Genomic DNA, 21,243 nt, shown 5'->3' with positions numbered 1-21,243 from the left:
TCCCGCCTTCTCCGGCCTGTTCGCGCCGTACTGGCGTGCGGATGCCCGCGGCGCACTGGTCGGACTGACCCGGTACGTGAACAAGGGCCACATCGCGCGGGCCGCCCTCGAGTCGATCGCGTACCAGAGCCGCGAGGTGCTGGACGCGGTCAACGCCGATTCCGGAGTGCCGCTGACCGAGCTCAAGGTCGACGGCGGCGCCTCCGCCAACGACCTGCTGATGCAGTTCCAGGCCGACATCCTGGGCGTGTCCGTCGTGCGTCCGGTCGTGGCCGAGACGACCGCCCTCGGCGCCGCGTACGCGGCCGGGCTGGCGGTCGGCTTCTGGAACGACCTCGGCGAGTTGCGCGCCAACTGGCAGGAAGACGCCCGCTGGGAGCCGAGGATGGACGTCGCCGAGCGCGACCGCCTGCTGCGCAACTGGAAGAAGGCCATCACCAAGTCCCTCGACTGGGTAGACGCCGACGTCGTCTAGCGCCCCGCCCGCCGAGTTTCGGCATCCGCCACCCCAATCCTCACTTCCCCCACCTCGGTGGCCAACTCAGGAAAAGCGTCGCCCCGGCGATACCGGGCTGCGGAGCGGTGCGGCGGCATGACTCCGTCCGGCCGATCCTCCTGAATTAGCCACGGGACGGCAGGGAACCATGAGTTCTCCCCAGAGCTGGAACCCGGGACTTTCCCCCCGGTCTCCTGTGATCCGGCGGAAGACCCCGGAGGCTGCCCACACTGCTGGTCATGACCTGGGCCGACTACTTTCGCGTCAATAACCTGCAGATCGCCGAAACCGGAGCGCTGAACGCCGCCGGCGCCAACTGGCGCGTGCTGCGGGGCGCCGTCGAGAACGGCTTCCTGGTGAGAGCTCGCCGGGGCCACTATGCGCTTCCAGGTACGGATGCGCACATTCTGGAGGCGGTGAGGCTCGGCGGGCGACTGGCCTGCGTCTCCGCCGCGGCACATGCCGGGATTTTCGCGCTGGACAGCACCTTCGCGCATATCCACCTCGATGCAAACGCCTCACGGTTGCGGGCTCCGCACGACCGTTTGCAGCAGCTGACCGCCGACAACCGCGACGGCGTGGAACTTCACTGGGGTGGGCTGCTCGCTCCGACCGCGGGCACTGAGTTCAGCGTGGCGTTGACCGATTCGCTGGTTCAAATTTTTCGGTGCCAACAGCCACGATCCGCGATCGCTTCACTCGACAACGCCTTGCATCAGAGGCAGACTACGTCCCAGGACGTGACCGCCATTTTCGCCGCACTGCCTGGCGACCTTCAGTATCTGCGACCGCTGATCGACGCGCGCAGCGAATCCGGGCAGGAGACGCTGCTGCGCTTCGTCGTCAGGGAGGCCGGATTCGACTTCGACATCCAGGTGGAGATCTCGGGCGTCGGCAGGGTCGACATGGTCGTGGAGGGGCGGATCGTGGTGGAGGCCGACAGCAGGCAGCACCATGACGGGTGGGAGGCACACGTCCGCGACCGGTCCAGGGACCGTGTCCTCGCGGCGCTGGGCTACCTGAGCCTGCGGGTGCTTTACCGCGACATCGTCCACCACCCGGAACGAATCGTCGCCGCGATCACCGGACTCCTCTCGGCCACCGGCCACTTCCGCACGTTCATCGTCTGACCAGTACGTTTACGGGTTTGCGGCCGGGCGTCGAGTTCCAGACAGCCGGCCCCGTTCGCGCCCAACGCCTGTGGCTAACTCAGGAGATTCGCCGAAAAGCTGCGAGCGGCCCGTGAGATTCCGGGGCCGAAGAGCCAGAAAATGACGGTTGTCCTGAGTTAGCCCCACGCATGCCCTGAAGGGACGCCCAGCTGGACGCATTCGCCAGGCCGGTCAAGCCGTACCGCCGGGGCGACCGCAGACGCGGCAGACGCGGCAGGCGCGGCGGGAGCGGACACCCGCTAGCCGGCGACGCCGGCCGGCCAGCCGGGCTTCGGCGCCCGGTCGTCGGTGGCGCGCAGGCGCCCGTGCCAGGCCGGCGGGTACGTGCCGTCGCGGTGCACCTGCACGGCGGGGGCCTCTCCCGTGAACGTGAACCCGGCCCGCCAGGCGGTGCGCGAGGACGGCATGTTCCCGACCAGGCACTGCCAGTTAACCGTGGAGACGATGCCGTTGGCGAAGACCCAGTCGATGACGAGGCGCTGCGCCTCGGGGATGAGGCCGCGCCCCCGGTGCGGGGCCCCGAGCCAGTAGCCGAGTGACGCGTCCGGCACGCGGAAGCCGATCACGCCCAGTAGTTCGGGCGCATCGGCGGCCCGCACGGCCCAGGTGTACTCGAGGTCGGAGGCCCAGCCGCCGGGCACGTACTCCGCAATGAAGGAGTCCGCGTGCGCCCGGGTGTACGGCCACGGCACGGTGAGGTACTTCTCGAAGAGGGGATCCTGGCAGTACGCGAAGATCGTCTCGGCGTCCGCGGGGGTGGGCTGGTCCAGCCGCAGCAGCGGTGAGGACAGGTCGACCGGTTCCACGGCTAGCGGCGGGGAAGCAGGCCGACGCGGTCGAAGGCGCGCGCCAGCGTGGCGTTGGCGACCCCGGCGGCGCGGTCGGCGTTCAGCGCGAGGAGGCGGTCCAATTCGGCCGGGTCGTCGAGGAGCTCAAGCACCCGCGAGCGGATCGGGCCGAAGGTGCCGGTGACCACCTCGGCGAGCCCCTTCTTCAGGTCCCCGTAGCCGCGGCCGGCGTACTCGTCCTCGATCGACTGCACGGACCGCTCCGCCAGCACCGAGTAGATCGTCAGCAGGTTGGACACACCCGGCTTGTTCTCGCGGTCGAAGACCACGCCGCCATCGGCATCCGTCACCGCGCGCATGATCTTCTTCGCCGTCACCGCCGGCGCGTCGAGCAACCAGATCACCCCGGCGTGGGACTCGGCCGACTTGGACATCTTCGAGGTGGGGTTCTGCAGGTCGTAGATCTTGGCGGTCTCCTTGACGATGTCCGCCTCCGGAATCACGAAGGTGTCCCCGAAGCGCGAGTTGAACCGTGCCGCGATGTCGCGGGTGAGTTCGACGTGCTGGCGCTGGTCTTCGCCGACCGGCACGACGACCGTGTCGTAGAGCAGGATGTCCGCGGCCATCAAGATCGGGTAGGCGAACAGTCCGACCGTGGTGCCGTCAGAGCCCTGCTTGGCGGACTTGTCCTTGAACTGGGTCATCCGGCTGGCCTCGCCGAAACCGGTGATCGTGTTCAACACCCAGGCCAGCTGGGCGTGCGCGGCCACATGCGACTGCACGTACAACGTCGACGCCGACGGGTCGATGCCGCTGGCGATGTACTGCGCGGCCGTGCGCCGGGTGTTCTCCCGCAGCTTCGCGGGGTCCTGCGCCACGGTGAGGGCGTGCAGGTCCACGATCGAGAAGTACGCCTCGTGGGTCTCCTGCAGGGACTTCCAGTTCAGCAGCGCGCCGATGTAGTTGCCGATCTGGAGCGAGTCGGCGGACGGTTGCATGCCGGAGTACAGGCGGGGTTTGGTCATGTGATCAGATCTTTTCATAGCGTGTGGCCGCCGTCAGGACCGGCGGCGCGAGAGGGAGGGAAACCAAAGGGAGAGAGAAATTAGAGGGAGAGGGGAATCAGAGGGAGTAGTCGACGACTACGGGGGTGTGGTCGGACCAGCGCTGGTCGTAGGCCGCCGCCCGGTCGACGGCATAGTCGGTGACGGATGCCGCCAGCGCCGGCGTGGCCAGCTGGTAGTCGATCCGCCAGCCGGTGTCATTGTCGAACGCCTGGCCGCGCCAGGACCACCAGGTGAATGGTCCGTCCACGTCGCCGGCCCATTTGCGTCCCACGTCGACCCAGCCGAGGCCGGCCCCGGCGTTGTAGTCGGGTGCGTCTTCGGCGCCGACGATGCGGTCGAAGTAGGCGCGTTCCTCCGGCAGGAAGCCGGCCCGCTTGACGTTGCCGCGCCAGTTCTTGATGTCGAGCTTGCGGTGGCCCACGTTCAGGTCGCCGAGCACGACGGCCCGTTCACTGTGAGCGGCCAGTTCCGGCAGCCGGGCGAGCATGGCGTCGAGGAACTTGAACTTCTCGACCTGTTTCGGGGTGGCGACCTCGCCCGAGTGCACGTACGTGCTCACCACGGTGACCACCTTGCCGTTGACCAGGTAGTCGGCCTCGAGCCAGCGGCCCGCGCTGTCGAACTCCGTGGCGCCGAGTTCGACTCGGTGGATGGTGGCCGAGGAACGGCTGGCCAGGGCCACCCCAGCCCGGCCCTTCGCGGTCGCCGCGTCGTGCAGGATGTTCCACTCCGGGCCGAGCAGCCCCTCGAGGTCCTCGGTCGACGCGCGAACCTCCTGGAGGGCGAGGATGTCCACGTCCCGCTCGGCCAGCCAGTCGCCCATCCCCTTGCGGTAGGCGGCGCGCACGCCGTTCACGTTGACGCTGGCGATGCGGAGGCGCGTCGGGTCGGCAGCAACGGAAGCCGCGGAAGCCGCGGACGCGGCGGACGAAGCAGGGTCGGAAGTGGCAGGGTCGGAAGCGGCGGTCGAAGCGGAAGGCATCCCCCGATTCTACTTTGGCTCTGGACCGGGGTCGCCGGCAGCGATCTCTGCGGCTCGCTTCTCGGCGGCGCGCAGGCGGCGCGCGGTGAGCAGGCGGCTGGGCCAGGTCGCGACGTCGTGTGCATTCCGGGCCTCCCGGAGCTCGGCCAGCACGACCACCCGGAGCGCCTCCTCTTCCTGCCGGAGCTTCTCCGCGGCAACCTCGTCCGCGCTGATCCGACGTGGCGAGAGTCCGGCGTCATCCATCCCGACGGCGATCCAGGATGCCGAGAGCAGCGTCAGCGTGCTGGTCAGGTTGAACCAGATCAGGAGCCCGATGATCACGGCGAATGTGGCGAGCAGCGGGTTGCGGCCGGCGCCGGCGAGCAGCGTGCTGCCGAGGATCTTGAGCACGCCCAGGCCCGCGGCGCCCAGGAGGGAGCCGGTGATGAGCTGGCGGAAGGGGATCCGCAGCCGGGACAGCACCCGGAACAGTGCGGCGAGGGTGATGGTGTCGATCACGAGCACGAGGAGTAGCCCGACCGAGCGGGCGGCCGCGTTGAACCAGAACGAATCCCGGGAGACGCCGACCAGCCCGAACAGCGCCCCGAGCGCCTCGGTGCTCGCGATGGAGATCAGCGCCGAGACCACGAGCACCACCGCGAACAGCAGGCCGAGGCCCAGCTCCCGCAACTTCACCCAGAGGACGAAGGTCTTGTCGGGCGGCATCCGGAAAATGGTGCGCACCGCCTGCGCCGTCGTCGAGAGCCAGCCGAGCACGGTCGCGAGCAGGCCGACCAGGGCGAGCACGCCGGACCAGCCGAAGACCCGGGCATTGGCCAGGTCGGTGGGGTCGATCACGCCGTCCTTGCCGATCAGCCCGGGAACGGACTGGTTGATGAAGGAGTAGAGCGTCAGCTCGAGGTCGGGGTTCGACGTGATCCACAGCCCGGCGATGGAGAAGACAAGCCACAGCGCCGCGAACGTCGCGAAGATGGCCTGGTAGGACATGCCGCCGGCGAGGATGGGCCCCCCGCTGTCCCCGAACCGGGTGTACACCCGCACGGGGCGCGAGCGCATGACCCGGTTGATCAGGGTCTTCGTGCGGTCGATGGCGGCGGGAGTTTTCACTTGTTCAGCCTAGGCGGCGGCCGTGCGGCCCGGAACGCGAAAAGGCCGGCCTCCCCACGACGAATGATCGTGGGGAGGCCGGCCTTTTGGAACCCGTTCGGTTACTTCGTTCCTCGCAGCATGGCCTGCTTGACCTCGGAAATGGCCTGGGTGACCTGGATTCCGCGCGGGCAGGCCTCGGTGCAGTTGAAGGTGGTGCGGCAGCGCCACACGCCTTCCTTGTCGTTGAGGATGTCGAGGCGAACGGCCGCATTGTCATCGCGCGAGTCGAAGATGAAACGGTGCGCGTTCACGATCGCGGCCGGGCCGAAGTACTGGCCGTCCGTCCAGAACACCGGGCAGCTCGACGTGCACGCGGCGCAGAGGATGCACTTGGTGGTGTCATCGAAGCGTTCGCGCTGGGCGACCGTCTGCAGGCGCTCCTTGCCGTCGGTGGGGGCGTTGTTGGCCACTAGGAAGGGCTGCACGGCGCGGAACGATTCGAAGAACGGCTCCATGTCGACGATCAGGTCCTTCTCGAGCGGCAGACCCTTGATCGCCTCCACGTAGACGGGCTTCGTGATGTCGAGGTCCTTGATCAGCGTCTTGCAGGCGAGGCGGTTGCGGCCGTTGATCCGCATCGCATCCGAGCCGCAGATGCCGTGCGCGCACGAGCGGCGGAAGCTCAGGCTGCCGTCCTGTTCCCACTTGATCTTGTGCAGGGCGTCCAGCACCCGGTCCGTCGGGTACATCTGCACGTCGAAGTCGTCCCAGTGCGGTTCGGCGTCTACCTCGGGGTTGTACCGGCGGATGATCAGCGTGACGGTGAAGGACTCGATCGCCTCCGGCACCACGGGGGTGGTCGAAGCGCTCACGGTTGCGGTACTCAACTCAGTACTTCCTTTCCATCGGCTGGTAGCGCGTGATGGTGACCGGCTTCCAGTCCAGCGCAATGTGGTCGGCCGCGTCGGCGGAGTGCGGGTCTCCGGTCAGGTAGGCCATGGTGTGAACCAGGTAGTTCTCGTCGTCGCGCAGGGGGAAGTCGTCGCGCATGTGGCCGCCGCGGCTTTCCTTGCGGTTGCGGGCGGAGAACACGACGACCTCGGCCAGGTCGAGCAGGAAGCCGAGTTCGACGGCCTCGAGCAGGTCGGTGTTGAACCGGCGGCCCTTGTCCTGCACGCCGATGTTCTTGTAGCGCTCGCGCAGGGTGTGGATGGTGTCGGTGACTTCCTTGAGCGACTCGTCGGTGCGGAACACCTGCGCCTTGGCGTCCATCATCTCCTGCAGTTCCTTGCGGAGCACGGCGATGCGCTCGGTTCCGGTCGAGGTGCGGATGCCCTCGAGCAGGTCCTTCACGAACGTCGCGGCGTTCGCGGGCAGCGGGGTGAAGTCGACGGTCTTGACGTACGCGACGGCGTTGTTGCCGGCGCGCTTGCCGAAAACGTTGATGTCGAGCAGCGAGTTGGTGCCGAGACGGTTGGAGCCGTGCACGGACACGCAGGCGCATTCGCCGGCGGCATACAGGCCGGGAACGACGGTGGTGTTGTTGCGCAGCACTTCCGCGTTCACATTGGTCGGGATGCCGCCCATCGCATAGTGCGCGGTGGGCATCACCGGAACCGGCTCGGTGACCGGGTCGACGCCGAGGTAGGTGCGGGCGAACTCGGTGATGTCGGGCAGTTTGGTCTCGAGCACCTCGGCGCCGAGGTGGGTGCAGTCGAGGTACAGATAGTCCTTGTTCGGACCGGCGCCGCGGCCTTCCGCGACCTCCTTGACCATGCAGCGGGCGATGATGTCGCGCGGCGCGAGGTCCTTGATCGTGGGGGCGTAGCGTTCCATGAACCGTTCACCGGCCGCGTTGCGCAGGATTGCTCCCTCGCCGCGCGCACCCTCCGTGAGCAGGATGCCCAGCCCGGCCAGGCCAGTCGGGTGGAACTGGAAGAACTCCATGTCCTCGAGCGGCAGGCCCTTGCGCCAGACGATGCCGACGCCGTCACCGGTGAGGGTGTGCGCGTTGGACGTGGTCTTGTAGATCTTGCCGAAACCGCCGGTGGCGAAGATGAACGCCTTCGCCTGGAAGACGTGCAGCTCGCCGGTGGAGAGGTCGTACGCGACGACCGCGGACGGCTGGTCGACGCCGTCGACCGGTGTCATGACCAGGTCGAGCACGTAGAACTCGTTGAAGAAGTTGATGCCGCGCTTGACGCAGTTCTGGTACAGCGTCTGGAGGATCATGTGGCCGGTGCGGTCGGCGGCGTAGCAGGCCCGGCGAACCGGGGCCTTGCCGTGGTCGCTGGTGTGGCCGCCGAACCGGCGCTGGTCGATCTTGCCCTCCGGCGTGCGGTTGAAGGGCAGGCCCATGTTCTCGAGGTCGATGACCGCGTCGATGGCTTCCTTGGCGAGGATCTCGGCCGCGTCCTGGTCGACAAGGTAGTCGCCGCCCTTGACGGTGTCGAAGGTGTGCCACTCCCAGTTGTCTTCCTCGACGTTGGCGAGGGCCGCGGCCATCCCGCCCTGCGCTGCACCGGTGTGCGAGCGCGTCGGGTAGAGCTTGGAGATCACCGCGGTGTTCGCGCCGGAGCCGGCTTCGATGGCGGCACGCATGCCGGCACCGCCCGCTCCCACGATCACGATGTCGAACTGGTGGTAGTGCACGCCGTCCACGATGGTGGACTCAGTGGGCGCGGTTACAGCATCCGTAGTCATTTGGGTGTTTGCAGCTCCTAGATGGCCGAGCAGAACGAAGGCAGAAGGTCGGCGGGTGAACCGGCCGGGCAGGGATCGAAGGTGAAGACCACGAGCGTGCCGAGGGTGATCAGGATCACGACGGCGGCCAGGATGGCGGACTTCAGGATGCCGCGGGTGAGCCGCTGCGTGGCGTAGTCGTTGACGATGGTGCGCATGCCGTTGCCGCCGTGGATCAGGGCGAGCCAGAGCATGATGATGTCCCACACGGCCCAGAACGGGGTGGTGAGCTTGCCCGCGACGAACGCGAAGTTGAGGGCGCTGACGCCCTCACCGACCATGAGGTTGACGAAGAGGTGGCCGAAGATGAGCACGACCAGCACGACGCCGGAGACGCGCATGTAAATCCAGCCCCATTTTTCCCAGTTCACGCCGCGCTTGCGCGGTGAACGGGCGTAGGGGCTGCGGGGAGCTTCGATTGTGGTTGTCATGAGTCTCCCCGTCCTATTCGCTGAACACGTTGATCAGGTGGCGCGGCGCGAAGCCGAGCATGGTGATGATCCAGAGCGCGATCACGACATAGAACATGACCTTCTGGTACTTGGCGTTCCAGAAGTCGATCAGGATGATCCGCAGGCCGTTGAACGCGTGGAAGACGATGGCCGCGACCAGCGCGACTTCACCGAGGCCCATGATCGGTGTCTGGTAGCTGCTGATGACCGCGTTGTACGCCTCAGGGCTCACGCGCACCAGCGCGGTGTCCAAGATGTGAACCAGCAAGAAGAAGAAGATCGCAACACCGGTAATCCGGTGCAGGACCCACGACCACATACCCTCGCGGCCCCGATACAGGGTGCCGGCGGGGCGACGCGATGTCGTCTTCTGCTGGGATGTCAGTGTCGCTGCCTGCTCTGGCATGACCAACCCTCCCTGGCTGAGTAGCGGCCTCGACGAATCAGGCCGACAATGCGCTGTGCGCACGTGTGACTATCCTAAGTCTCTCTGCGCCGAGATAAAACGCTCTCGGCCCGCTAGCGCTGCATTGATAGCGGAACCGCAACCGTTGCGCGCACGGCGGCCCGGTCGTCGATCACCGTTTCGTAGTGTCCGAGCAGCTGGTCGCAGACGTTCTGCCAGGACCGGCCGAGCACGCTCCGCCGTCCCGCCTCGCCCATCCGCAGCCGCAGGGCCGGGTCCCGGGTCAGCAGGGTGACGCACCGGCGCAGGTCCGATTCGTCGTCCGGGGCGAAGAGGAGGCCGTTCTCCCCGTGCGCGACCAGGTCGATCGGGCCGCCCGCGCGCGGGGCGACGACCGGGAGCCCGGCCGCGTGCGCCTCCTGCAGGGTCTGGCCGAAGGTCTCCTCGGTGCCGGCGTGCAGGAACAGGTCGAAGGCGGCGTAGGCGCGGCCCAGCGCCGCCCCGTCCAGTCGGCCGAGCCAGCTGACCGGCATCCCGGCGAGGGCGCGTTCGATGGCGGGCACCGAGGGCCCGTCGCCGACGAGGGCGAGACGGATGCCCGGCACGCCCCGCAGCGCCCGGAACCGCTCCACCTGCTTCTCCGGCGCCATCCGGCCGACGTAGCCGACGACGAGTTCCCCGTTCGGGGCAAGCCGCTGCCGCAGCGCGGCGACGGCCGGGTCGGTGCGCCGGTTGGGGTGGTAGCCGGCCAGATCCACGCCGCGGGTCCAGCGGTCCAGCCGGCGCAGGCCGATGCGGCGCAGGTCCAGCATCGACGCCGTCGACGGGACCAGGGTGAGGTCGGCGCCCTCGTGCACCCACCTGACGAAGCGCCAGGCCGCGGCGGCGGCCGGGCCGAGGCCGTTGCGGCGGGCGTAACCGGCGACATCCGTCTGGAAAACGGCGACGCTCGGGATGTCCAGGCGGTTCGCCGCCGCGATCCCCTGGGCGCCGAGCAGGAACGGTGAGGCCGCGTGCAGCACGTCGGGGGCGAAGTCGGCCAGCAGCCGGTGCACCTGGGGGCTCGGCATGCCCACCGGGAACTGCCGGTACCGCGCCGCCGGCACGCTGTGCACGGGGAACCCCGCGTAGGCGGCCGGGGCCCCGGTGGGCGCGATCACCATGGCCTCGTGGCCGGAGCGCGCCAGGTGATCGAGCACCTGGCAGACGCTCGTGGTGACGCCGCTGACGGTGGGCAGAAAGCTTTCGGTGATGAGTGCGACCCGCATGCCGCGAGCGTAGGGACTCACCCGGTCGGGCCGGTGAACGCACCCTTAACAGTGGTGCCCAGACGGTAGTCTGGCCCAATGTCAGACTCCACGGATGCCCTCGGCCGCTTCTACAGCGTGATCCCCGCCGGCGGGATCGGATCGCGGCTGTGGCCGCTCTCGCGCGCTGACGCGCCGAAGTTCCTGCACGACCTGACCGGTTCCGGCCAGACCCTGCTGCGCGACACCTGGGACCGACTCGCCCCGCTGTCGGGCGACCAGCGCATCATGGTCGTGACCGGGCGCGCGCACCGCGCCGCCGTCGAGGCGCAGCTGCCCGAGCTGGCCGACCACAACGTGGTGCTCGAGAGCGAACCGCGGGAATCCACCGCGGCGATCGGGCTGGCGGCCGCCATCCTCGAGAAACGCGAACCCGGCGTGATCATCGGCTCCTTCGCCGCCGACCACGTGATCAAGAGCCCGTTCCACTTTCGCCAGGCCGTGGTGGAGGCGGTGGCCGCCGCCGACGCCGGCTACATCGTCACCATCGGCATCCGTCCCACCGAACCGGCCATCGGTTTCGGCTACATCAAGACGGCCGGCGCGCTGCAGATCGAGAAGGCCGCCAGCGCGCTGTCGGTCGACTCCTTCGTGGAGAAGCCTGACCTCGACACCGCCAGGGAATACCTGGCAGACGGCCACTACCTCTGGAACGCGGGCATGTTCATCGCCCGGGCCGACCGGCTGCTCGAGGAGATCGGGGCGGCCGAGCCTGAGCTGCTCGCCGGCCTGCTGGAACTCGCCGACGCCTGGGACACCCCGCGCCGCGGCGCCGTCGTCGACCGGATCTGGCCGCGCCTGAAGAAGATCGCGATCGACTACACGGTGGCGGAGCCGGTCGCGGCCCGCGGCAAGCTCGCCGTCATCCCGGGCCAGTTCGACTGGGACGACGTGGGGGACTTCGCGTCGATCGCCAAGATCCACGCGAATGGGCGCAAGCGCGACCTCGCCATCCTCGGTGAGGGCGCGCGCGTGCTCGCCGACTCGTCCAGCGGCATCGTGGTCAGCCACACCGGCCGCATGATCGCCCTGATCGGGGTGGAGGACATCGTCGTGATCGACACCCCTGACGCCCTCCTGGTCACCACCAGCGCCAACGCCCAGAAGGTCAAGGCCGTGGTCGACGCGCTGAAGCTCTCCGGTAGCAGCGACGTGCTCTGACCGACACTGCTCGCGCTTTCACCCCCGATCGGGGCTGATTTCGACCGGGCTGGGCCCAGGGTTCATAACCATTCGGCCACTGTCTGAGTTTGCTCCTTTGAGCAGTGAAACATTCGGTAACGTGTAGTCCAATACAGCCCCCTGCGGACCCGCGCCGGGCGATCATTGGAGGTCATCTTGACAATCACGAAACGTAAGGCCGTTTTCAGCGGACTTGCCACGCTCGGCGTGGTGGCCCTGCTCGCAGCCTGTGCCCCGGCTCCGACCAATGACAATTCGAGCGACGGCGCCGCGAAGTCCGATTATCTTCCCTGCATCGTCTCCGACTTCGGCGGGTTCGACGACAAGTCGTTCAACCAGTCCAGCTTCGAGGGCATGACCCAGGCCGCGGACGAACTGGGTGTCAAGTTCCAGCAGGCCGAGTCCAAGTCGGAGGACCAGTACGGCCCGAACGTCAGCAGCATGGTCGACCAGGGCTGCGACTTCGTGCTCACCGTCGGGTTCGCCCTGGCGAACGCCACCCGCGACGCGGCCAAGGCCGCCCCGGACACCCACTTCGCGCTGATCGACTCCGCGCTCACCAACGACGACTTCAGCCCGCTGATGCTCGACAACGTCAAGCCGGTCCTCTACGACACCGCCCAGGCCGCGTTCCTCGCGGGCTACCTCGCGGCCGGCACCACCAAGACCGGAACGGTCGCCACGTACGGCGGACTGCAGTTCCCGTCCGTCACCATCTTCATGGACGGCTTCGTCGACGGCGTCGCCTACTACAACACCCAGAAGAGCACGGACGTCAAGGTCCTCGGCTGGGACAAGGCCGCCCAGGCCGGCACCTTCGCCGGAAGCTTCGATGACATCAGCGCCGGCAAGACGCTGAGCGCGGGCTTCATCGACCAGAACGCCGACATCATCCTCCCCGTCGCCGGCCCGCTCTTCCAGGGCACCGCGCAGGCCATCCAGGACTCCGGCAAGGACGTCGCCATCATCGGCGTCGACAGCGACCTGTTCGAGACGACTCCCGAGTTCGCGTCGCTGTACCTCACCTCGGTGCTCAAGCAGATGACGGATGCCACCAAGAAGATCATCGTCGACGACGGCAACGGCGAGTTCTCAGCTGACCCCTACGTCGGAACGCTGAAGAACAAGGGCGTGGACATCGCCCCGCTGCACGACTGGGAATCCAAGGTCGACCCGGCCCTGGTGACCGAGATCGACGCCATCAAGGCCGACATCATCAGCGGCAAGCTCAAGGTGGAGTCGCCCGCCACGCCCAAGTAGGCGGCGCGGCGTACCGAGAGTGACCCGGGGAGGTCTGCATCAGTGCAGGCCTCCCCGGCTGCGTTAGGCCGCGGCTGCTGCCGCGCTGCGGACGAGCAGAACACCCACAGATGAGCGAAGTCCCGCACGACCTGCAACATATGAGCAAGCGCGACAACTTTCGTTCGCTACTGAATAGAATCGACCACATGAAGCTCGAACTTCGAGGCATTACGAAGAAATTCGGTGCCCTGGTTGCGAATGACCACATTGACCTCACCGTCGAGGCCGGAGAAATCCATGCGCTGCTCGGCGAAAACGGCGCAGGTAAATCGACCCTGATGAACGTGCTCTACGGCCTGTACCGGGCCGAGGAGGGCGAGATCCTGCTCGATGACAAACCGCAGCACTTCGCCGGACCCGGCGACGCGATGGCTGCCGGGATCGGCATGGTGCACCAGCACTTCATGCTGATCCCCGTCTTCACGGTCGCCGAGAACGTCATGCTCGGCCACGAGGAGACCCGGGCCGGCGGACGCCTCGACCTGGCCGCGGCCCGCACGCACGTGCGCGAGATCTCCGACCGGTTCGGCTTCGACGTCGACCCCGACGCCCTCGTCGAGAATCTCCCCGTCGGCGTGCAGCAGCGGGTCGAGATCATCAAGGCGCTGTCCCGCGACGCGAAGGTGCTCGTCTTCGACGAGCCCACCGCCGTGCTCACGCCCCAGGAGACGGACGAGCTGATGGCCATCATGCGCCAGCTCAAAGCCAACGGAACGTCCATCGTCTTCATCACCCACAAGCTGCGCGAGGTGCGCGAGGTCGCGGACCGCATCACGGTCATCCGCCTGGGCAAGGTCGTCGGTGAGGCCTCGCCGACCGCGACGAACGTGGAGCTGGCCTCCCTGATGGTCGGCCGCGCGGTCGACCTCACCGTCGACAAGGGCCCGGCCGTGCCCGGTGAAGCCGCCCTCTCGGTGAAGAACCTCACCGTGCTCGATCCGCACGGCCAGATCCTGGTCAACAACGTCAGCTTCGACGTGCACAAGGGCGAGATCCTCGCTATCGCCGGGGTGCAGGGAAACGGCCAGACCGAACTCACCGAGGCCCTGATGGGCCTGCAGCAGCGGGTCTCGGGGGAGATCACCCTCGACGGCAAGTCCTTGCGCGGGCACTCGGTGCGCCAGGTGCTCGACGCCGGAGTCGGCTTCGTGCCGGAGGACCGCAACGAGGACGGCCTGGTCGGCGAGTTCACCATCGCCGAGAACCTGATGCTCGACCGCTCGAACGCGAAGCCGTTCGTGAAACGGTGGAACGTGCAGCGCTCCGCCCTCGCCGACTTCGCCCGGGCCAAGGTCAAGGAGTTCGACGTGCGCTCCCAGGGGATCGAGACACCCGTCGGTCGGCTGTCCGGCGGCAACCAGCAGAAGGTCGTGCTCGCCCGCGAACTCAGCCGCGACCTGCGCCTCTTCGTCGCCGCCCAGCCCACCCGCGGGCTCGACGTCGGCTCCGTGGAGTTCGTGCACGAACGCATCGTCGCGACCCGGGATGCCGGCACGCCCGTGATCGTCATCTCGACCGAACTCGACGAGGTCGCCGCCCTCGCGGACCGGATCCTGGTCATGTACCGCGGGCGCATCATCGGCATCGTTCCCGGCGACACCCCGCGCGCCGTTCTTGGTTTGATGATGGCCGGCGAAGCGCCTGCCGGAGAAGGAGCTGCCGCGTGAGCGCGACACAGGGTCACCCGACCGAAGCCGTGACGAAGACACGCCCGCCCGAGCAGTCCCGCTGGGACCGGGCGTTCCGCGAGATCACCACCGGCAACGCCATCATCTCGGTGCTCGCCGTTGTGCTGGCCCTGCTCGTGGGCGCCGTGATGATCGCCTTCACCAACAAAGACGTGCAGGCCGCGTCCGGCTACTTCTTCTCCCGGCCGACCGACCTGCTCGGTGCGATCTGGAACGCGGTGGCGGGCGCCTACTCCGCCCTGTTCCAGGGTTCGGTCTACAACTTCCGCCGGCCGAGTTTCGCCGCGGGAATCAAGCCGCTGACCGAGACCCTCACCTTCGCAACCCCGCTGATCATGGCCGGCCTGGGTGTCGCGCTCGGCTTCCGGGTCGGCATGTTCAACATCGGCGGACGCGGCCAGATGCTGATCGCGGCCGCCCTCGGCGGCTGGGTCGGCTTCGCGGTTGACCTGCCCTACGGCCTGCACATGGTGGCGGCGCTCGTCGCCGGCATCCTCGGCGGTGCGCTCTGGGGCGGGATCGTCGGGCTGCTGAAGGCCCGCACGGGGGCCCACGAGGTGATCACCACCATCATGCTCAACTATGTGGCGTTCTATCTGGTCAGCTACCTGCTGCGCGACGGCTTCCTGAAGACCCCCGGGTCGAACAACCCGAAAAGCCCCGCGACCCAGGCCACGGCGGTCTTCCCCGACCTGCTGGGCCCGACCTACAGCCTGCACTTCGGCTTCATCCTGGCCATCGTCGCCACCATCTTCACCTGGTGGCTGCTGTCCCGGTCCAACCTGGGCTTCCAGTTCCGGGCGGTCGGGCTGAACCCGCACGCGGCCCGCGTCGCGGGCATCAGCGTCAAGCGGATCTACGTCTACGCGATGCTGCTCTCCGGCGGGCTGATCGGCCTGGCCGGCATCAACCAGGTGCTGGGCACCACGACCAGCGGCTTCGGCGCCGGCCTCGACTCCGGCATCGGCTTCGACGCGATCACCGTCGCGCTGCTCGGCCGCTCGAAGCCGTGGGGCGTCTTCGCCGCCGGCATCCTCTTCGGCGCGTTCAAGGCCGGAGGCTTCTCGATGCAGGCGGCGGAGGGGGTGCCGATCGACATCGTGCTGGTCGTGCAATCCCTGATCGTGCTGTTCATCGCGGCCCCGCCGCTCGTGCGGGCCATCTTCCGCCTGCCCGCAGCGGGCACCACCCGCCGTGCACTCCCCAACGTGACCCAGGAGGTGGCCGCGAAATGAGCATCGCAACCCCGGCCGTCCAGCCCATTCAGCCCGCCGCCCCCCAGGACGCAGACTTCGAGGTCGTGCGGAGCTGGAAGGCACCGATCGCCCTGTCCATCTTCACCGTGCTGTCGTTCCTGCTCCTGGTCGTCTTCGGCCGAACCGGCATCAGCACGTTCCGCCTGTCCACGACCAGCGACCTGATCCAGCTGCCCGAGGTGGAACTGCCCACCCAGCTGACCGGCATCGTGATCAGCGTCCTGCTGCTCCTGATCACCGTGATCAGTGCCTGGCTGGTGCGGTCGAGGGCCAGGGTTCCGATCTGGTTGATCGCCGTCTTCGCGGTTCTGGTCCTGATCGGCTTCCTCTCCTGGGCCGCGGCGGACAAGACCATCCCGGTGCCGGGCCTGCTCTTCGGCGCGATCAGCCTCGCCGTGCCGCTCATCTTCGGCGCCCTCGGCGGCGTCATCTCCGAACGCGTCGGCGTGGTCAACATCGCCATCGAGGGCCAGCTGCTCGCGGGCGCGTTCACCTCCGCGCTGGTCGCCTCCCTGACCAATCAGCCCCTCCTCGGGCTGGTCGCGGCGATGTTCGCCGGCGTGCTCGTCTCCATGGTGCTCGCCTCATTCTCGATCAAATACTTCGTCGACCAGGTCATCGTCGGTGTCGTGCTGAACGTGCTCGTGATCGGTCTCACCGGCTTCCTCTACTCGCAGGTGATGGCGCCCAACGCGGCCACCCTGAACCAGCCGCCCCGGTTCGAGCGCATCAACATCCCGCTGCTCAGCGAGATCCCGATCATCGGCCCGGTGCTCTTCCGCCAGACGCTGATCGTCTACATCATGTACGTGGCCGTCGCCGTGGTGTACTACGGCATCTTCCACACCAAGTGGGGACTGCGCCTCCGCAGCGTCGGCGAGCACCCGCAGGCGGCCGACACCGTGGGCATCAACGTGGCCCGCACCCGCTTCTGGAACGTGTCGCTCGCGGGGGCCATCGTCGGCCTCGGCGGGGCGTACTTCACGCTCGGCTCGGTCGGGGCGTTCGGCAAGGAGATGACGGCCGGAGCCGGATTCATCGCCCTCGCCGCCGTGATCTTCGGCCGCTGGGACCCGATCCGGGCCACCCTGGCCGCCCTCCTGTTCGGCTTCGCCAGCAACCTGCAGAACGTGCTCAGCATCATCGGTTCCCCGGTGCCGAGCGAGTTCATGCTGATGCTGCCGTACCTGGTCACCATCTTCGCCGTGGCCGGTTTCGTCGGCACGTCGAGGGGTCCCGCGGCATCCGGCAAGCCCTACATCAAATCATGACCGGGGTGGGCGCCGACGCGCTGCCCCTGGCGGGCGACATCGACTGGGCGACGCTGCGCGAGGCGGCGACGAACGCCATGGGCAAGGCCTACGTGCCGTACTCCAAGTTTCCGGTCGGCGCCGCGGCGCTCGTCTCTGACGGGCGGGTGATCAGCGGATGCAACGTGGAGAACGCCTCCTACGGCCTCACCCTCTGCGCCGAGTGCGCCCTCGTCTCCGTGCTGCACCTGACCGGCGGCGGCCGGCTGGTCGCGTTCACCTGCGTGGACGGCAACGGCCGCACGCTGATGCCCTGCGGCCGCTGCCGCCAACTGTTGTACGAACACTCCGCGCCGGGCATGCTGCTCGAGACCGTGTCGGGTCTGCGCACCATCGATGAAGTGCTGCCGGACGCCTTCGGGCCGAGGCAGCTCGCCGAATACCAGGAAGAGTAACCGTGAGCACCAGCCCGAACCGGATCGAAGCCTTCGACGCCGTGGACCTGATCCACACCAAGCGCGACCGGGGCGCACTCCGCACCGAGCAGATCAACTGGCTGATCGACGCGTACACCCGCGGCTACGTCGGCGACGAGCAGATGGCCGCCATGACCATGGCGATCTTCCTCAACGGCATGGACCGCCGCGAGATCAAGGACCTCACGATGGCCATGATCAACAGCGGCGAACGGATGAGCTTCGCCGGCCTCGGCAAGCCCACCACCGACAAGCACTCCACCGGCGGGGTCGGCGACAAGATCACCCTGCCGCTGATGCCCCTCGTGGCGGTCTTCGGCGCGGCCGTGCCGCAGCTCTCCGGCCGCGGCCTCGGCCACACCGGCGGCACCCTGGACAAGCTCGAGTCGATCCCAGGCTGGCGCGCCAACCTCACCAACGACGAGATGTTCCGGCAGTTGCGCGACACCGGCGGGGTCATCTGCGCCGCCGGCCGCGGGCTGGCCCCGGCCGACGGCAAGCTCTACGCCCTGCGCGACATCACCGGCACGGTCGAGGCGATTCCGCTGATCGCGTCCTCGATCATGTCCAAGAAGATCGCGGAGGGCACCAGCGCCCTCGTGCTGGACGTGAAGTTCGGCTCGGGCGCCTTTCTGAAGGACATCGACCGCTCCCGTGAGCTGGCCCGCACCATGGTGGCCCTCGGCGAGGACGCGGGAGTGGCGACATCCGCCCTGCTCACCAACATGAACGTGCCCCTCGGGTTCGCGATCGGCAACGCCAACGAGGTGCGGGAATCCGTGGAGGTGCTCGCCGGCGGCGGCCCGGCCGACGTGGTCGAGCTGACCATCGCCCTGGCGACGGAGATGCTCGACCTCGCCGGCATCACCGGCGTCGACGTGGCCGCAGCGCTCACCGACGGACGCGCCATGGACAAGTGGCGCGAGGTGATCCGGGCGCAGGGCGGCGACCCGGATGCGGCGCTGCCGGTGGCCCGCGAAACCCACGTCGTCACCGCCGACCGCGACGGCGTGCTGGTCGAGCAGCAGGCGCTGCCGTTCGGCATCGGCGCCTGGCGGCTCGGCGCGGGCCGCGCCCGCAAACAGGACCCCGTGCAGCACGCGGCCGGCATCGACCTGCACGCCAAGCCGGGCGACACCGTGCACGCCGGTCAGCCGCTGTTCACCCTCAGCGCCGACGAGCCCGAGCGCTTCGCCCGAGCCCTGGAGGCCGTGGCCGGCGCTTACCGGATCGGCGACCCCGGCGAGCCCGTGCTCGACGGCGGCCCGCTGATCGCCGAGCGCATCGGCCGCTGACAAGACGCTGCCGGTTCGGGCGGGTTCTGGAAAACAGGAAGACTCCCGGACCCCGCCCGGGTAGATTAGGGGGGTGAACAAGAGCCCTGAGGACTACCTGATGCCCGGTGCCGGCACGAGCATCAACGCCCTGCCCAAGATCTCGCTGCACGACCACCTCGACGGCGGACTGCGCCCCCAGACCATCATCGAACTGGCCGAACCGATCGGGTTCGCACTGCCGACGACGGATGCCGCCGCGCTCGGCACCTGGTTCGCCGACCAGGCCGATTCCGGCTCCCTGGTCGAGTACCTGAAGACCTTCGACGTCACCACCGGGGTCATGCAGACCCGGGAGGGCCTGGTGCGCGTCGCCCGTGAATTCGTCGAAGACCTCGCCGCCGACGGCGTCATCTACGGGGAGATCCGCTGGGCCCCGGAGCAGCACCTCACCCGCGGCCTCACCCTCGACCAGACCGTCGAGGCGGTTCAGGAAGGCCTGGAGGCCGGCATCGCCCTGGTCGCCCAGGCCGGGTCCCGCATCCGCGTCGGCCAGCTGATCACCGCCATGCGCCACGCCGACCGCGGCCTCGAAATCGCGGAGCTCGCCGTGAGGCACCGCGGCAACGGCGTCGTCGGTTTCGACATCGCCGGGGCCGAGCTGGGCTTCCCGGCCCACAACCACAGGGACGCATTCGACTTCCTCGCCAAGGCGTTCATGCCCGTCACCGTGCATGCGGGCGAGGCCGACGGCCTGGAGAGCATCCGTGGGGCCCTGTTCGACGGCCGCGCCTTGCGCCTGGGTCACGGCGTGCGCCTGGCCGAGGACATCGAGATCGGCCGCGAAGACGAGGAGAACACCTACGTCACGCTCGGACCGGTCGCCCAGTGGGTGCGCGACCGTGAGATCGCGCTCGAGCTCAGCCCGTCGTCCAACCTGCAGACCGGCGCCATCGCCGCCTGGGGCGACGACCTGCTTGACCACCCGTTCGACCTGCTGTACCAGCTGGGCTTCCGAGTCACGGTCAACACCGACAACCGCCTGATGAGCAACACCAGCCTCACCAAGGAACTGGCCCTGCTCAGCGACGCCTTCGGCTACGACGAAGACGACCTCGAGGTGTTCCAGTTGAACGCGGTCCAGGCCTCGTTCCTGCCCCTGGACGAACGGGAAGACCTGGCGGACGCGATCGTCGCCGGCTTCGCGACCGTCTGACCACCCTGGAAACAGCTCTGAACCCGTGAAAGCTCCCATGCCACTGCCCCCACTGCCCCTCGAAGCCATCGCGATCGGCGTGCACGTCAGCGACTGGCGCGCAGCGGTCACCGCCGCCGGCGACGCCCTCGAACGCTCCGGCTCCACCGGACCCGAATACACCCGGCGCATGATCGCCGTCATCGACGAGTTCGGCGCCTACGTGGTCATCGCCCCCGGGCTCGCGCTCGCGCACGCCCGGCCCGGCCCCGACGTGCACTCGGAGGGTCTCAGCATCGTCACGCTGGCCGAACCGGTCCCGTTCGGGCATCCGCACAACGACCCGGTCAGTGTCGTGCTCGGGCTGGCCGTCACCAGCTCCGACGAGCACGTGCTGCTCGTCGCCGAACTGGCCAATGTGTTCAACGACCCGGCCGTCATCCCCGCGCTGGCTGCGGCAACGGATGTCGACACCATCCGTTCGCTCCTCGGCGTGAGCGCGGCCATCGAGGAGTCCTCATGAAGATCGTCGCCCTCTGCGGGGTGGGGGTCGGCACCTCCGCCATCCTCAAGGTCAATGCCGAGCGGGCGCTCAAGCGCCTCGACATCGAGGCCGACGTGACGGCCACGGACATCGCCGGCGTCAGCACCATCGGGGCCGACGCGCAGGTCATCCTGACGTCGTCCGAGCTGGTCGCCGCGATCGGCAAGACCAACGCCGACATCGTCGTGATCGACAACTACTTCGACGTGGACGAGCTCACCGCGAAGCTCGAAGTCGCCCTGGGCTAATCCCCCCGTCCCTTTCCCGGTCCGTCCCCCTCCCGGTCCGTCCCGTCCCGTCCCGTCCCGTCCCGGTCCGTCCCCCTCCCCTTCCCGGTCCTTCCCATTCCCGGCGCTTCCCTCGGGCTCGTGTGGGCTCCGGCCCACTGCCCACCTCCGCCGAGCCGTGAGTACTCCTCCCCAAAACTCATGTTTCAGGGGCGTTGCTCACGGTTCGGCGAGCACGCGCGGTCTCGTCCCGGGCCCGCCGCGGTCCCGTCCCGCTCGGGCACGCCGCGCGGGTCGCTCGGGTGCGCCGCGGTCCCGTCCCGGGCGCGCCGCGCGGGTCCTGCG

The 21,243-nt window shown here is 68.3% G+C and carries 21 protein-coding genes; 12 read left to right on the top strand and 9 right to left on the bottom strand.

The window, feature by feature from the left end:
• Together E3O49_RS06320 and E3O49_RS06315 are read left to right on the top strand one after the other, a co-directional pair.
• Positions 1-475, top strand: a 475-nt coding sequence (locus E3O49_RS06320; RefSeq protein ID WP_241975762.1) for an FGGY-family carbohydrate kinase, incomplete at its 5' end; no start/stop codon positions are given.
• 260 nt (positions 476-735) lie between these two features.
• Complete coding sequence (locus tag E3O49_RS06315) at positions 736-1,626, top strand: endonuclease domain-containing protein (protein ID WP_134365541.1); 891 nt, start codon at positions 736-738, stop codon at positions 1,624-1,626.
• A gap of 281 nt (positions 1,627-1,907) precedes the next feature.
• On the opposite strand, the gene E3O49_RS06310 is transcribed toward E3O49_RS06315, so the two are convergent.
• From E3O49_RS06310 to E3O49_RS06270, 9 genes are all read right to left on the bottom strand, one after another.
• Complete coding sequence (locus tag E3O49_RS06310) at positions 1,908-2,474, bottom strand: GNAT family N-acetyltransferase (protein ID WP_160141035.1); 567 nt, start codon at positions 2,472-2,474, stop codon at positions 1,908-1,910.
• Positions 2,475-2,476: 2 nt separating this feature from the next.
• Positions 2,477-3,481, bottom strand: a complete 1,005-nt coding sequence (gene trpS / locus E3O49_RS06305) for a tryptophan--tRNA ligase (protein WP_134365543.1) — start codon at positions 3,479-3,481, stop codon at positions 2,477-2,479.
• A gap of 97 nt (positions 3,482-3,578) precedes the next feature.
• Positions 3,579-4,505, bottom strand: a complete 927-nt coding sequence (locus tag E3O49_RS06300) for an exodeoxyribonuclease III (protein ID WP_134365544.1) — start codon at positions 4,503-4,505, stop codon at positions 3,579-3,581.
• Positions 4,506-4,514: 9 nt separating this feature from the next.
• On the bottom strand, positions 4,515-5,615 hold the full coding sequence (locus tag E3O49_RS06295; protein WP_134365545.1) for a YihY/virulence factor BrkB family protein: 1,101 nt from the start codon (positions 5,613-5,615) through the stop codon (positions 4,515-4,517).
• A gap of 101 nt (positions 5,616-5,716) precedes the next feature.
• The gene (locus E3O49_RS06290) at positions 5,717-6,484 is read right to left on the bottom strand and encodes a succinate dehydrogenase iron-sulfur subunit (protein WP_174235684.1); all 768 of its coding nucleotides are present in this window, start codon (positions 6,482-6,484) and stop codon (positions 5,717-5,719) included.
• Position 6,485: 1 nt separating this feature from the next.
• Positions 6,486-8,300, bottom strand: a complete 1,815-nt coding sequence (gene sdhA / locus E3O49_RS06285; protein ID WP_134365546.1) for a succinate dehydrogenase flavoprotein subunit — start codon at positions 8,298-8,300, stop codon at positions 6,486-6,488.
• Positions 8,301-8,317: 17 nt separating this feature from the next.
• Positions 8,318-8,770, bottom strand: a complete 453-nt coding sequence (locus E3O49_RS06280) for a succinate dehydrogenase hydrophobic membrane anchor subunit (RefSeq protein WP_134365547.1) — start codon at positions 8,768-8,770, stop codon at positions 8,318-8,320.
• 13 nt (positions 8,771-8,783) lie between these two features.
• Entirely contained in the window at positions 8,784-9,197 is a 414-nt protein-coding gene (gene sdhC / locus E3O49_RS06275; protein ID WP_134365548.1) for a succinate dehydrogenase, cytochrome b556 subunit, read from the bottom strand.
• Between the two features lie 113 nt (positions 9,198-9,310).
• Positions 9,311-10,465, bottom strand: a complete 1,155-nt coding sequence (locus E3O49_RS06270; RefSeq protein WP_134365549.1) for a glycosyltransferase family 4 protein — start codon at positions 10,463-10,465, stop codon at positions 9,311-9,313.
• A 78-nt stretch (positions 10,466-10,543) separates the two neighbouring features.
• Between E3O49_RS06270 and E3O49_RS06265 the strand changes: the two genes are divergently transcribed.
• From E3O49_RS06265 to E3O49_RS06220, 10 genes are all read left to right on the top strand, one after another.
• Positions 10,544-11,665 carry a mannose-1-phosphate guanylyltransferase gene (locus tag E3O49_RS06265; protein WP_134365550.1) on the top strand — a complete coding sequence of 374 codons (1,122 nt, stop codon included), beginning with the start codon at positions 10,544-10,546 and terminating at the stop codon, positions 11,663-11,665.
• 177 nt (positions 11,666-11,842) lie between these two features.
• Positions 11,843-12,946 (top strand): BMP family lipoprotein, encoded by a 1,104-nt coding sequence (locus E3O49_RS06260; protein WP_134365551.1) that lies wholly within the window; start codon positions 11,843-11,845, stop codon positions 12,944-12,946.
• A gap of 188 nt (positions 12,947-13,134) precedes the next feature.
• On the top strand, positions 13,135-14,655 hold the full coding sequence (locus E3O49_RS06255; protein WP_134365552.1) for an ABC transporter ATP-binding protein: 1,521 nt from the start codon (positions 13,135-13,137) through the stop codon (positions 14,653-14,655).
• Positions 14,652-15,911, top strand: coding sequence for an ABC transporter permease (locus E3O49_RS06250; protein WP_370261440.1), 1,260 nt, complete (start codon positions 14,652-14,654; stop codon positions 15,909-15,911). The genes E3O49_RS06255 and E3O49_RS06250 overlap by 4 nt, the downstream gene beginning before the upstream one ends.
• Positions 15,908-17,203 (top strand): ABC transporter permease, encoded by a 1,296-nt coding sequence (locus E3O49_RS06245; RefSeq protein ID WP_134365553.1) that lies wholly within the window; start codon positions 15,908-15,910, stop codon positions 17,201-17,203. Before E3O49_RS06250 ends, E3O49_RS06245 begins: the two co-directional genes overlap by 4 nt.
• The gene (locus E3O49_RS06240; protein ID WP_134402347.1) at positions 17,200-17,637 is read left to right on the top strand and encodes a cytidine deaminase; all 438 of its coding nucleotides are present in this window, start codon (positions 17,200-17,202) and stop codon (positions 17,635-17,637) included. The genes E3O49_RS06245 and E3O49_RS06240 overlap by 4 nt, the downstream gene beginning before the upstream one ends.
• Positions 17,638-17,639: 2 nt before the next feature.
• Positions 17,640-18,953, top strand: a complete 1,314-nt coding sequence (locus E3O49_RS06235; protein ID WP_134365555.1) for a thymidine phosphorylase — start codon at positions 17,640-17,642, stop codon at positions 18,951-18,953.
• Positions 18,954-19,053: 100 nt separating this feature from the next.
• On the top strand, positions 19,054-20,148 hold the full coding sequence (locus tag E3O49_RS06230) for an adenosine deaminase (protein WP_134402349.1): 1,095 nt from the start codon (positions 19,054-19,056) through the stop codon (positions 20,146-20,148).
• Positions 20,149-20,185: 37 nt separating this feature from the next.
• Positions 20,186-20,650, top strand: a complete 465-nt coding sequence (locus E3O49_RS06225; protein WP_134365556.1) for a PTS sugar transporter subunit IIA — start codon at positions 20,186-20,188, stop codon at positions 20,648-20,650.
• Positions 20,647-20,919, top strand: coding sequence for a PTS sugar transporter subunit IIB (locus E3O49_RS06220; protein ID WP_134365557.1), 273 nt, complete (start codon positions 20,647-20,649; stop codon positions 20,917-20,919). Before E3O49_RS06225 ends, E3O49_RS06220 begins: the two co-directional genes overlap by 4 nt.
• The last annotated feature ends 324 nt before the right edge of the window (positions 20,920-21,243 follow it).

It is taken from the genome of Cryobacterium shii, assembly GCF_004402595.1.
In the GTDB taxonomy this organism is placed as follows: Bacteria; Actinomycetota; Actinomycetes; order Actinomycetales; family Microbacteriaceae; genus Cryobacterium; species Cryobacterium shii.
This window is presented reverse-complemented; position numbering and strand designations above follow the sequence as displayed.